The 12,737-nt window shown below is 48.6% G+C and carries 10 protein-coding genes; 6 read left to right on the plus strand and 4 right to left on the minus strand.

What is annotated here, in order from left to right; genetic code table 11:
* Positions 1-117: 117 nt before the first annotated feature.
* The 3 genes from SD10_RS24245 to mnmD all read right to left on the minus strand — a co-directional run bounded on the left by SD10_RS24245 (position 118) and on the right by mnmD (position 3,643).
* Positions 118-2,139, minus strand: a complete 2,022-nt coding sequence (locus SD10_RS24245; RefSeq protein ID WP_046577468.1) for a M13 family metallopeptidase — start codon at positions 2,137-2,139, stop codon at positions 118-120.
* 141 nt (positions 2,140-2,280) lie between these two features.
* The gene (locus SD10_RS24250; RefSeq protein ID WP_046577471.1) at positions 2,281-2,871 is read right to left on the minus strand and encodes a thioredoxin family protein; all 591 of its coding nucleotides are present in this window, start codon (positions 2,869-2,871) and stop codon (positions 2,281-2,283) included.
* 88 nt (positions 2,872-2,959) lie between these two features.
* The gene (mnmD, locus tag SD10_RS24255) at positions 2,960-3,643 is read right to left on the minus strand and encodes a tRNA (5-methylaminomethyl-2-thiouridine)(34)-methyltransferase MnmD (protein WP_046577473.1); all 684 of its coding nucleotides are present in this window, start codon (positions 3,641-3,643) and stop codon (positions 2,960-2,962) included.
* Positions 3,644-3,738: 95 nt separating this feature from the next.
* Between mnmD and SD10_RS24260 the strand changes: the two genes are divergently transcribed.
* Both SD10_RS24260 and SD10_RS24265 read left to right on the plus strand, forming a co-directional pair.
* Positions 3,739-4,248 (plus strand): DUF4293 domain-containing protein, encoded by a 510-nt coding sequence (locus SD10_RS24260; protein WP_046577474.1) that lies wholly within the window; start codon positions 3,739-3,741, stop codon positions 4,246-4,248.
* 137 nt (positions 4,249-4,385) lie between these two features.
* Positions 4,386-6,968, plus strand: a complete 2,583-nt coding sequence (locus SD10_RS24265; protein WP_046577478.1) for a zinc-dependent metalloprotease — start codon at positions 4,386-4,388, stop codon at positions 6,966-6,968.
* 445 nt (positions 6,969-7,413) lie between these two features.
* Here the strand turns inward: SD10_RS24265 and mdh are convergent, their stop codons facing one another.
* Positions 7,414-8,355 carry a malate dehydrogenase gene (gene mdh / locus SD10_RS24270; protein ID WP_046577480.1) on the minus strand — a complete coding sequence of 314 codons (942 nt, stop codon included), beginning with the start codon at positions 8,353-8,355 and terminating at the stop codon, positions 7,414-7,416.
* 183 nt (positions 8,356-8,538) lie between these two features.
* On the opposite strand from mdh, the gene SD10_RS24275 reads away from it, so the two are divergent.
* The 4 genes from SD10_RS24275 to SD10_RS24290 all read left to right on the plus strand — a co-directional run bounded on the left by SD10_RS24275 (position 8,539) and on the right by SD10_RS24290 (position 12,718).
* Positions 8,539-9,000 (plus strand): YkvA family protein, encoded by a 462-nt coding sequence (locus SD10_RS24275; protein WP_046577482.1) that lies wholly within the window; start codon positions 8,539-8,541, stop codon positions 8,998-9,000.
* A 214-nt stretch (positions 9,001-9,214) separates the two neighbouring features.
* Positions 9,215-9,418, plus strand: a complete 204-nt coding sequence (locus tag SD10_RS24280) for a Sec-independent protein translocase subunit TatA/TatB (RefSeq protein WP_046577484.1) — start codon at positions 9,215-9,217, stop codon at positions 9,416-9,418.
* A 98-nt stretch (positions 9,419-9,516) separates the two neighbouring features.
* Entirely contained in the window at positions 9,517-10,977 is a 1,461-nt protein-coding gene (gatA, locus tag SD10_RS24285) for an Asp-tRNA(Asn)/Glu-tRNA(Gln) amidotransferase subunit GatA (protein ID WP_046577485.1), read from the plus strand.
* A 91-nt stretch (positions 10,978-11,068) separates the two neighbouring features.
* The gene (locus tag SD10_RS24290) at positions 11,069-12,718 is read left to right on the plus strand and encodes a lytic transglycosylase domain-containing protein (protein WP_046577488.1); all 1,650 of its coding nucleotides are present in this window, start codon (positions 11,069-11,071) and stop codon (positions 12,716-12,718) included.
* The last annotated feature ends 19 nt before the right edge of the window (positions 12,719-12,737 follow it).

Genomic DNA, 12,737 nt, shown 5'->3' on the forward strand with positions numbered 1-12,737 from the left:
ACTAACGATAGAAGACAAAGCACGCCATACGTTTCGCAACGTAATGCATCCTGTTTTAAACAAGGAAGCCATGCCCGATTTACCAGGCATGGCTTTGGTCATCAATCAAACTTAGTGTTACCAGACTTTAATCCGGTCTTCGGGCTTTTTGTACATCTTATCTCCGGGCTGAACGTTGAAGGCCTGATACCAGGCATTGATGTTGGACAACGGACCGTTGCAACGGTATAAGCCCGGTGCATGGGGATCGGTCATAATGAGTTGCGCTTCCGTTTCAGGTAGAACGTTGATACGCCACACCTGCGCCCATGACAAAAAGAACCGCTGGTCGGGCGAGAAACCATCAATCAGGCTTTTCTTGCCACTTGATTTGCCCTGAGCTGTCTTTTTGAACGCATCATAGGCAATGGCCAGCCCGCCCAGATCGGCCAGATTTTCGCCAAGCGTTAACTGACCGTTCACTTTTATAGAATCAAGCACTTTGAAGCCAAAGAACTGCTCTTTCACCTGATCAGCCCGTTTTTTGAAATTGTCGGCATCGGCTTTCGTCCACCAGTCACGAAGGGTTCCATCGGCATCGTACTGCCGGCCGGAATCGTCGAACCCGTGTGTCATTTCGTGACCAATTACAGCACCAATACCTCCGTAGTTAATGGCATCATCGGCGTTGAAATCGAAGAATGGGAATTGCAGAATAGCCGCGGGGAAAGCGATCTCGTTATTGACCGGGTTATAATAGGCGTTTACCGTTGGCGGTGTCATGCCCCACTCAGTTTTGTCAACGGGTTTGCCCAGCCGATTAATCATGTAGTTGTATGACCATTTGCCAGCCGATTTTACGTTGCCATAATAATCGGTGCGGTCGATGACAACGCCCTCATAGTTCTTCCACTTGTCGGGATAGCCGATTTTCCGCCGAAACGACAGGAGCTTCGTCAGGGCTTTCCTTTTAGTGTCTTCGCTCATCCAATCGAGGTTTTTGATATGCTCTTTGTAGGAGGCTTCCAGGTTGTCGACCAATGTCAGCATGCGCTGTTTGGCTTCAGGCTTAAAGTATTTCTGAACATAAAGCTGCCCCAGTAAATCACCCAATGAACCATCAATCAGGCTGCTAATGCGCTGCCAGCGGGGTGTTTGTTCCTTTTGGCCAGTCAGTACACGCGAGAACGCGAAGTTTTGTTTCACAAACGCATCACTCAGGTAAGGAGCCGATCCCTTTAGAATATTCCAGCGCATATAGGTCCGCAGTTCCTCAATGGGCGTGGCTGTTACCAGACTATCAAGCGACCGAAAAAACGCAGGGCTCTGTACTAAAATCGTATCCTGCCCTTTAGCGCCGTATTTTGTCAATTGATCAGCCCAGTTAATGCTCGGTGTCAATTTAGAAAAACCGCTAACGGTTAATTTATTATAGGTTTTATACGGATCACGAAGATCGACACGCGGCATTTGTGCTTTCGCTAACGCCGTTTCAACGCGCATAATCACATCTGCATCCTGAGCAGCTTGGGTTGGCTCTTCGCCAATCAGGGCAAACATTTTGGTCAGGTTATCATGATACGCATTGCGAATCTTCAGGCTGCGGGCATCACTTTTCAGGTAATAATCCCGGTCCGGAAGTGTGGTGCCACCCTGACTAAACTGAGGCAAGTATTTGGTAACGTTTTTGCGGTCCTGGCCAACAAAAAAGCCAAACAGCATCCCGTTGCTTTGCGTCCGTTGGTAGGCTAACTCATCGAGAAAAGCTGCTTTATTATTAACTTTTTCGATGCGGGCAAGATCGGGCTTGATGGGATCGAAACCACGCTGTTCAATGGTGGCGCTGTCCATACCGCTAACATAGTAATCACCCACCATCTGATATAAACGTCCTTTTGTTGTCGTCTTCGAGGCTTCTTCCAGCAACGACTTCATGGCATCGAGGCTCTTCTCACGTAATTCATTGAAGCTTCCCCACGACGTTTTAGACGCAGGGATAGCATTTTTTTTTAGCCAGCTTCCGTTAGCATACTGATAAAAATTATCACCCGGCTTCACCGATAAATCCATATTTTGGGGATCGATGAACTTCTGGGGAACTGCCGCTATAATGCCGACAGTGGCAGCTATTGCAAGAAGAAAAGTTACTCGTTTCGTCATGATGACAGTTAGGATTAATAAAAGGCTACAAAAATAAGCAAAAAAGAAGAACGCAGATTAAACGGCCTAAGCGGAGAAAAACAGATAATTCCGTTTAAACCCGTTGGATCCAATTAATCTGCGTTCTTCTTTTTTGGATACTTATCTACCCGCCGTTAGGGCTGACTGAAACTCCTTATAAGTACCGGCTTTATACTGGTCGAACGGCTCTTTTTGGTGATAGTTCTTCCCGAAATACGTGATAATCTGGTGAAACGTACGAGGCTCCAAGTAACCAGGAATTGGCTGAATCAGGTTAAATTTCTCATCTAAAAATACCGTCGTTGGGTAGCTCATCTGGTTTTTCAGTAACGCTGCGGCCAGTTCATGAACACCCCGGCTTCCTCCGCTGATGTATTTAAACGTCTGGTTCCCCAGCGTTACATCACCTGTTTGTTCGGCGTTAAACCGAACAGCGTAATAATTTTGGTTGACGTAATCGACGATGGCAGGTTTCGAAAACGTTTCGCGGTCCATTACTTTGCACCAGCCACACCAGTCTGTATACACATCGACAACAAACTTTTTCGGCTTCTTCTGTGTCAGGGCGTACGCTTCCTGAATCGTTAGCCATTTAATGTGCTTGGGTTCGTCACGAACCTTGTTCAGGGCTGGCTCAATGGGCAATGTGGTTCGAAATGCGGTGATCGTAAATAAAACGAAAGCCGCACAGATGAGAAGCAGACGGTTCATAAGTACTGTTGTTTTAACAGATAACGTTCGGTGGTTAATAAAATTAGCAAAATAAGTCTTTGCAGGTAAAAAAGCGTTTAGTAATTCATTAGAACACCTTTTCTCCTGGCTTAACGGCACGCAGTATATCGCGTTTATGAAGCGGGCCATTGTGCTTCTCTACCGTCAGACCAGCAGCCCGCATATTGCGCTGTACGTAACTTTTCGAACAGTAGGTGGTCAACATACCACCCGGCAGCAAGAACTGCGCCAGTTGACTAAATATCTCCGGCTCCCAAAGTTCAGGTTGAGTTGATGGCGCAAACGCATCAAAATAAATGACGTGAAAACGGTCGGTGGTTTGCAGATCCTGTAACTTCCCTTCGGTTTTAATAAATGTAAAATAGGGATTCAGGGCAGTTGGCTCATGCCAGGGAGACTCATGGAGTACCGGTAGATAAGCTGTACCAAAAAACTCATCGTAATTCAGTTGGCGAGCCTGCTCGATTGACATAGGGTAGGCATCAATAGCGGTGTAAACTACAGGCCGCTGGTTAGCCTGTGCTTCCCGGGCGGTCAGCAAGGCGTTTAAACCGGTCCCAAAGCCCATTTCGAAAATATGCAGCTGAGAATCAGGAAATTTTTCGAAGGCGGGTAGTAGTCCCAGCTCAATATATACCCGCTGCGATTCCTGATAGGCACCATGAATGGAGTGATACGGTTTATCAAACGCTTCGTTTACGGCGGTGTGCGAACCATCAGCGGTTACCATCAGGTGAATATCTGCTTTCATTATCTGTCGTTTTTGGCCTATTTTTGCTCGTTCATGTACGGTATAGTGGACTACTTCCTATACAGTACCTACTACTCATTCATCTGTTAACTCTAATGATCCAACGCGTTCAAACGATATTTTTGTTTCTTATTACCGTAGCAATGGGCATTGCCCTGACCAATCCTTTATGGGAGAAGGCTGGTACAAAATCGCCGGAAATGGCACATCTCACAGCCTTACAATATACAGCTCAACAATCCGTAGCAACGCAACCGGGGTTACCCGCTCAAACATTGCCAACCACGTACATCGATTCGCTCTGGTATTTGGCGCTGTTGATCGCTCTGGTCGGCTTGTCAGCCTTTTACGCCATTTTCCAGTATAAAAACCGATTGACTCAAACGGCCTTGTGTGCCGTCAACGCCCTTATGCTAACCGCCATTATGGGTATCATTCTTTACCAAACGCTTTATGCGGGTAAAGGGTATGGAAACCCGGCCGATCAGGGTACTTTTCTGACTGGTTTTTATGCCATCATTGCCGCGCTGGTTTTTAACGCTCTCGCCAATCGGTTCATTCGTCGGGATGAAAAATTAGTAAGAGGTTCAGACCGTTTACGGTAGACGATCACCTTCAGGAAAATTTACAGAATAGCCCGGTCTTACTAGAAAGTTTGGCCGGGCTATCCTTTTGTAATCATATCTACTGTTCTATACCTGCTTTTGCCGTATCTTGAGCCGAATTACAACCTCAATTGACAATGCGAAAACAGGTACTCTTTTTTTACTATTTGTTACTCACCATTCCTTGTCTGGTTTCTGCCCAACCAACCAGCGGAACCGGAACAGCTGGCAGCATTTCTACCTTCACCACGGGCATGGAACGCAACCCCGGTTTCATGACCTATTACTGGGACGCAAAAAAAGGGAAAGTATGGCTTGAAATAGCGGCTTTCGATACCGAATTCCTGTATTACCCAACCTTGGCGCAGGGCGTTGGCTCCAACGATATTGGTCTGGATCGAGGCCGACTAGGCCAGGAACACGTGGTGAAGTTTCAGCGGAGTGGTCCAAAAGTTCTGCTAATTGAACCAAACTATGCCTATCGGGCCATTACCAACGACCCACTCGAACGCAAAGCCGTTGAGGAATCCTTTGCCAAATCGGTTCATGCGGGCTTCGACATTGTAGCCGAAGAGAACGGCAGGGTGCTTGTCGATCTGACGCCGTTTCTATTGCAGGACGCAGTCGGGGCCGTACAGGCCATTAGTCGTACCAGACAGGGCTCGTTTAAGTTCGATCCAACCCGGAGCACCCTGTACCTGGCCCGTACCAAAGCGTTCCCGCAGAACACGGAGTTCGAAACGATCATTACCCTCACGGGCGATAATCCGGGAGCTTATCTGCGAGAAGTGGTGCCGACACCTTCAGCCGTTACTATGCACCAGCACCATTCGTTTGTGCAATTACCCGTCCTGGATGGATCGGACAAAAGCTACAAACCACGGGTATTCGACCCACGGATTGGCTACGGCGGTATCGAATATTTCGATTATGCCACGCCCGTAAATCAGCCGATTATGAAACGGTATATTTCGCGGCATCGGCTTGAGAAGAAAGATCCGTCGGCAGCGGTCAGCGAAGCGGTTAAACCCATTGTCTACTATATCGATCCCGGCACGCCTGAACCCATTCGCTCGGCGCTGATGGAAGGTACCGCCTGGTGGAATCAGGCGTTTGAAGCGGCTGGTTATAAAGACGCATTTCAGGTGAAATTGCTTCCAGCCGACGCTGATCCAATGGACATTCGCTACAACCTTGTTCAATGGGTTCATCGCTCTACCCGGGGCTGGTCGTATGGCGGTAGCATCAGTGATCCACGTACGGGGGAAATTCTTAAAGGAAAAGTTACCCTTGGCTCGTTGCGGGTTCGGCAAGACTACCTGATCGCGCAAGGTCTAATTGGCAACTTTGCCGCAACCGGACAGGACTCCTCGCAAACAGATCCCATGATGACGATGTCGCTCGAACGTTTGCGGCAACTGGCGGCTCACGAAGTTGGTCATACCCTTGGTTTGCCGCACAACTACATAGCCAGTACAGAAGGCAGTGCGCCCGGCGCTACTGAGCGCTTTGGCCGGGCATCGGTAATGGACTACCCCACCATGGTCGCCAAAATAAAAGGGGCCAGCATTGACTTATCCGATGCTTACGCTAAAGGCATTGGTGCTTACGATAAGTGGAGCATTCGCTATGGTTACGAGCAGTTTCCTAAAGGCACTAACGAAAAACAGGCGCTGGATAAACTGGTAAACGACATGCACAAGGCCGGCCTCACCTTTCTGACCGATCAGGATGCCCGGCCCGAAGGTTCATCACACCCCAGAACGCACTTATGGGATAACGGGGCAAATGCCGTTGACGAATTGAAGCGGGTTATGGATGTGCGCAAGATAGCCCTGGCGAATTTTACGGAGAAGAAAATTACCGTCGGCGCGCCTATGGCGACCTTAGAGGAAGTATTTGTGCCGATGTACATGTTTCACCGGTATCAGGTTGAAGCAGCCGCTAAAGTATTGGGTGGGCAAACGTATACAAATGCCTTACGAGGAGATGGCCAGGCCGTTCTGGCTACGGTTCCGGCAGAGGAGCAGAACCGAGCACTGGGCGTACTGTTGTCAACCCTTAACCCAGGGTTTCTGGCCGTACCCCAAGCCGTGCTCAACCTGATTCCACCCCGTCCATTTCGGTATGACCCCAATCCGCGGGAGGTCTTTAAACGCCATACAGGCATTACTTTCGATCCTTTAGGCCCACCCGAAGCAGCGGCTGGCATGACACTCAGACTGATGCTGAATCCTGAACGCTGTGCCCGGTTGGCGAGTCAGCGATGGATTGTCAATGGTCAACTGCCGAGTCTGGACCAGGTCATCGATCAGTTGATTACATCGACATACGGCTCTCCGCAAAGCTACCGTCAAACTAAAAAAGACGCCACCTACGACGGAGCGATTCGGCGCATGTTGCATCGTAAAGTATTGGAGAATCTGATGCAATTAGCTGTCGATAAAGAGTTGGATGGTGCTGTTCGGGCATCAGCGCACGAAGGCATCATGCGCATCAAGAGCCAGTATGCTGTAGAACCGACGGTTCGTTTACCAACGAGAGAGACGCTCAATCGGGAAACGTCTTCGGGTGCAACACCTGATTATCTGTATTGGCTGATTGGCCAATACGAAACGAATCCGAGCTCGATTCCGGTAATGGCGGCTCTGGCCCCACCCGATGGCGCACCCATCGACCCTGGTCAGGAATGGCTCTCGCCCGATTGCGATTGGAAGTAAGTTCAGGCAAAGAGCCAACTGTTCGTTAACAGTTGGCTCTTTTTTATCCGAAACACATCCTTAAAATATATAGGAAAGGCCTCAGTCTAAGTTTAATTCTAATTTAACCGTAGGCCTACGCCCTTCTATACCCTACCGTTATAGCTTTGCCGTGAGACCAGATCAGCACTATTATGCCTAGAGTTCTTTAGTCTCTCTGGGCAGAGCCTTGCTACTAATACGTTGCAACTTTTTGCGGGTAGCTGGCCTAGCTGGTTAACCAGTCAATGTCAATTTTTTATGTAACCTTTTGCAAGTTGGACCCGCCGGTCATTTAATCATTGGCACGGCACAAATCAAAAAATCCCGCTCCTTATTTGGCGGGATTTTTTATGCGCGTAGTTCTTTACTATTTCCTGGCGGCTTACATCTAAAAAGCCTCTTTTTTATGAGAAATGATTTATTTCTACACGCCGATGTTCAGCGTGCTTAATACACCGTTCATGTTCCGTACGGCATCGGCTGATTTATTGAAAGCAGCCTGCTCTTCGTCGGTTAGTTTATAGTCGATGATTTCTTCCCACCCATTGCGTCCCAGCACAACCGGTACGCCAAGGCAAATGTCCGACTGCCCATATTCACCTTCCAGCAATACACAGGATGGGATAATGCGTTTCTGATCGCGCACGATGGCTTCAACCATGTAGGCACCGGCAGCGCCGGGTGCATACCAGGCCGATGTGCCAATCAGGCCCGTTAGTGTTGCGCCACCCACCATTGTATCGGCTGCTACTTTCTTCAGCGTTTCTTCATCCAGAAACTGGCTCACGGGCACACCGGCTTTGGTCGCCAAACGTGTCAGCGGGATCATGGTCGTGTCGCCATGACCACCGATAACGGAAGCCTGCAAATCATTAGGCGAACACTCCAGCGCTAGCGACAGATAGGTTTTGAAACGAGCGGAGTCCAATGCACCACCCAAACCAATAACCCGATTTTTAGGTAATCCCGACGATTTAAGCGCTAGGTAGGTCATGGTGTCCATTGGGTTGGAGATGATAATGAAGATCGCGTCGGGCGAGTATTTCAGAATATTTTCCGTTACCCCTTTTACAATACCAGCATTGATACCAATCAGATCTTCGCGGGTCATGCCGGGTTTACGCGGCAAGCCCGAGGTAATCACAACAACATCTGAACCGGCTGTTTTCTCATAATCATTGGTCGAGCCAGTCAGCTTTATGTCGCAGTCGAGCAATGTCGATGCTTGGAGCATGTCGAGCGATTTTCCTTCGCTGATACCCTCTTTGATATCTAAAAGAACAACTTCATGGGCGAGTTCCCGACGGGCAATGTTGTCGGCACAAGTGGCTCCAACGGCCCCAGCACCTACTACGGTAACTTTCATACTGTATTCGAAATTAAAAGGTTAACAAGTGAGCGCAAAAGTACGGTTCCGTGCGAAGACAAACCAAGGCGTATGGATTAAAACTTATAAGGGGTTACAACGTTTATAGATTATTCAGTGTTTTTTGTGAAACATTCATACGTAATTGCTTTCCGGATCAGCGATCAGTAATAGTTCAATACAATGGCAAACAGTAGTCTTATTTCGCGTATTTTATCGTCTATTTTCTTTAAACGAGCCAATGTGGGCGCGGTACGCTATGCCCGCAATTCCCGGAGTCTCTTTCAGCTGGTCAAAGACGCGCTGGCCAAAAGCGGTGGTTTGTCGGGCAATAATATTGCGGCATTTAGAGAACAGTTGGGCGTTGTTACCCGGCTGATTAGAGCCTACGCATCGGGCGAGTATCGCCAGTTGCCGTGGAAAACCCTGACCAGCATTGTGGCCGTACTCCTCTATTTTGTCAATCCTTTAGACATTATTCCGGATATCCTGCCGATTGTTGGCTTTGCCGATGACATTGCGCTGGTTGGCTGGCTGTTTAGTTCGATGGGCAGCGACATTGAGAAGTTCCGTCAGTGGGAACAAACAACGGCTAATTCCACAGAAACAAACGCCCACCCACCGAAAACAATCAAGATTGGGTGAGTATAAAAGCCCCGGTCTGTGATTTGAAGTTAAACGTTTCGTTCAGAAATGATATCATTTGAACGAGTAAATAATCGGTGTACCGAGTGAAACTTAAAATATAAAGCAGAAGGGTTGAAACTAAACAGCCTGTTGATGCGTAAGTTTCACCGACTTTTAATAGATTGTACGAGAGAGTTTTGTTAATTTTGCATACATTCAAATCCCAGGAAACATGATTTTGGCAAGCATTTTAGGAATTATGGGTTTGGGCGGTCAGGAAATGATTTTCATCTTTCTGGCATTGCTCCTGTTGTTCGGCGCAAAAAAGATCCCCGAACTAGCACGGGGACTTGGTAAAGGCATCAAAGAATTCAAAGACGCAACTAAAGACGTTCGCGAAAACATCGAAGAAGGTCTGAAGGAGTCCGAGAAATAGTCTAATCTTTTTATAGGCAGACAATTAAGCAGCCCCAAACCGGAGCCGCTTGATTGTCTGTTTCTGCTTTATAGGGTTTTCATGTTACGTTCTCTGTTTTGACACTATACCGTAGCTTTTCCTCCGTTCAGGCCGATCTCAAATCCGGCTCCATTACCTGCCGTCAATTGGTGGAGCAATACCTCGCTCGTATTGATGCGTACCGCCACCTTAATGTTTTTACCGATGTCTATGACACCGATGCCCTACAACAGGCCGTCTCAATTGATCAAAAAATAGCGGCTGGCACCGCTGGCCGATTAGCCGGTATGGTCATCGGTATCAAAGATGTGCTTAGTTACGCCGGCCATGGTGTTCGGGCGGGAAGCCGCATATTGGATGGCTTTACAGCCCAGTTCACCGCAACGGCTGTGCAGCGCTTACTGGACGAAGATGTTATTATCATTGGCCGCCAGAACTGTGATGAGTTCGCCATGGGCTCATCAAACGAGAACTCATCTTTTGGCCCGGTCCTCAACGCAGCCGATCCGAACCGGGTACCTGGTGGATCAAGCGGTGGTTCAGCAGTGGCCGTGCAGGCCGGGCTTTGTCTGGCCAGTATCGGTTCCGACACGGGTGGCTCTGTTCGCCAGCCGGCCGCCTTCTGTGGCGTTGTGGGGCTAAAACCGACTTACGGGCGTATTAGTCGCTGGGGTTTAATTGCTTATGCATCTTCTTTTGATTGCATTGGTCCCATTGCCAATACCGTCGATGATGCAGCTCTACTCCTCGAAATCATGGCGGGCGCCGATGAGTTTGACAGCACCGTATCCAATCAACCCGTTTCAGCCTATACACAGGCCACCCTGCCCAATCGACCGCTTCGCATCGCTTATTTACGCGATGGCGTAGAAAGTACAGGCGTCGATCCATCCATTCGGGAAGCGACTCAGAACAAGATTTCTTCATTAAGAGAGGCAGGCCACACGGTAGAACCTGTTGACATATCGCTTCTTAACTATCTGCTTCCCACTTATTATATCCTAACGACGGCCGAAGCTTCATCCAATCTGTCGCGTTTCGATGGTGTCCGATATGGGTATAGAAGTACGTCGGCCAATGCATCACCTTTAGATCTTTTGTCGTTGTACAAAAAAAGCCGTACGGAAGGATTCGGCGTCGAAGTCCGTAAGCGGATTTTGTTGGGCACATTTGTATTGAGCGCCAGCTATTACGACGCCTATTATACAAAAGCGCAACAGGTTCGGCGATTGATTCGTCAGGAGACTGAACGCCTGTTTGAGCACTACGATTTTCTATTATCACCCACAACGCCAACACCAGCGTTTTTACTGGGTGAGAAAACAGGGCAGCGCCCGGACGATGATCCATTGCAAATGTATCTCGCCGATATTTTTACGGTGCAGGCCAATGTAGTTGGCTACCCGTCGATATCCATTCCCAACGGCACGAATACCGGCTCTGGTGATGGACAAGGATTGCCTATTGGTTTGCAGCTAATGGCTCCACCCTTTGCAGAGGGCGCATTGATTGCCATGGCAAAAGAGCTGGCTAATTAATATAGGCTGTAGGATGTATAATATATAGTGTAGAACATACATCCTACAGCCTATATCTTAAACGTAACGAACCTAACTGAACGAAATCTATATGAACTACATGAACCGTAGCCTGTTAAGATTGGGGCTGTTGAGTGCTATAATGGGACTATTGATTGTGGCCCATGCGAATCCAAGCCAGGCCAATCCAGGCCGGACCAATCCAGGCCGGACCGATACTACGATTCAATCAGATAGTACCATCGTTAAAAAGGATACTGTTGCCATCGTACCAACGGTGCCTGACAGCCTGCTACGGGAGCGATTGGCAAAATTGCAAAAAAGTATTCCGTTGAACTACCATAAGTCGGTTCAGGCTTACGTAGACTATTTCACTTTTCGCAAGGCCAGCACAACCAAGACAATGCTGGAGCGTATGCCCCTTTTCTTTCCGCTTTATGAGCGGATGCTGGCTCAGTATGGCTTACCCGATGAGCTAAAGTATTTATCAATTGTTGAATCGGCACTTAATCCACGAGCTATTTCTCACGCGGGAGCCGGTGGGCTATGGCAAATTATGCCGGGTACAGGCCGCGATCTTCGTTTGTATCAGGATGATTATGTAGATGAGCGGATGGACCCCGTCAAAGCAACCGAAGCCGCCTGCAAATACCTTCGTGATTTATATAACATCTTTGGGGACTGGGAGCTGGCCATGGCTGCGTATAACTGTGGGCCAGGCGCTGTTAAACGAGCCATGCGCCGGTCGGGGGGTGATTCATTTTACACCATCTTCGACGCATTGCCGAAAGAAACCCGGGGCTATGTCCCGCAGTTCGTCGCGTTTACATACCTGATGAACCATGCCAATGATCATGGTATTGTTGCTGAAACCTACGAATATCCCATTCCGCACGATACGATTCAAATAAGTGGCTATTTCAATCTCGAAACGTTTGCCAAACACAGCACCATGCCTCTGGCCGACTTACAGAAGATGAATCCGGCCATCACAACCACTATTCTACCCGAATACACCAACCGGTATCCATTGCGGGTGCCCCGCCAGCAGTACGGCTACTTTGCTAGCCGTCGTCGGGCCATTCTGGATTCGGCGAGTCAGCGGCCGGGCGTTATGGAACACATCCTGCTGGCAAATGCCGAAGAGGTTCGCTATGGTACTGACTCCATGGGCGCCTGGAACGCATTGGGTCGTAACCCACTTGCCGGTATAACTAATGAAGAAACGCTATCCGAAGAAGTAGCGACTGCGGCAAGGAATAGCGCAAAACCAGCGAAGATAACAGCACAACTTGCCGTAGCAGAATCGGCCGATGAACCTGAAGAAGACATTGAAACCGTTGTGCTGCGCAAACCAAAGAAACAAACCTATGTTGTCAGGAAAGGCGATAACTTGGGCGATATTGCCGACCGGTATCATGTTGAACTCTACGACATAAAACGGTGGAATCACCTGCGTTCTACCAAAATTCAGCGTGGCCAGAAATTGGTTATTCTGAAAGAAGTTGCTGAAACCCGTGCTGAACGATTAGCCGATCAGGGTACCCCAAAAGGACGAAAGAAAGCCGAAGAGATTGCCAAAACCAAGCGTTATAAACCACGTTACCACCGGGTTCAGGACGGCGATACCCTCTGGAATATTGCGCAGCGTTACGACGGCCTGACGATTGACCGGCTCAAGAAACTAAATCATATCCATAGCAACTCGCTTCGTCCAGGGCAGAAGCTGATTGTAGGGTAGCTTCTGCTAAACTGACCAT

The organism is Spirosoma radiotolerans (assembly GCF_000974425.1).
Lineage (GTDB): Bacteria > Bacteroidota > Bacteroidia > Cytophagales > Spirosomataceae > Spirosoma > Spirosoma radiotolerans.